Source organism: Flagellimonas flava, from assembly GCF_050617915.1.
Taxonomy (GTDB): domain Bacteria; phylum Bacteroidota; class Bacteroidia; order Flavobacteriales; family Flavobacteriaceae; genus Flagellimonas; species Flagellimonas flava_A.
Genome location: NZ_JBODQE010000138.1, coordinates 1 through 244 on the forward strand (window position 1 = coordinate 1; position 244 = coordinate 244).

Annotated in this window: 1 pseudogene; it reads right to left on the minus strand. The window is 49.2% G+C overall.

The features are described from left to right. Positions 1 to 244: pseudogene (locus ACRHOZ_RS21290) on the minus strand (NAD-dependent DNA ligase LigA); the annotation flags it as partial.

Consider the following 244-nt stretch of genomic DNA (forward strand, 5'->3'; position numbering starts at 1 on the left):
CAACAATACTGTATAGCAAACACTCCAGCGGACGCTGGGCCACCAAAGGGCTATCCTGAAGCTTGAGGCTCCCCGAAGCTGTATTTCTGTGATTCATATAGGGTTCTTCCCCTGCTGGTATGCGCTCCTTGTTCATCTGGGCGAAGCCCTCTAGGGTAAGCATAATCTCCCCGCGGATGTCAAATTTGGGGGGATAGTCCCCTTTAAGTTGCAAGGAAACGGATTTGATCGTCTTGATATTTAT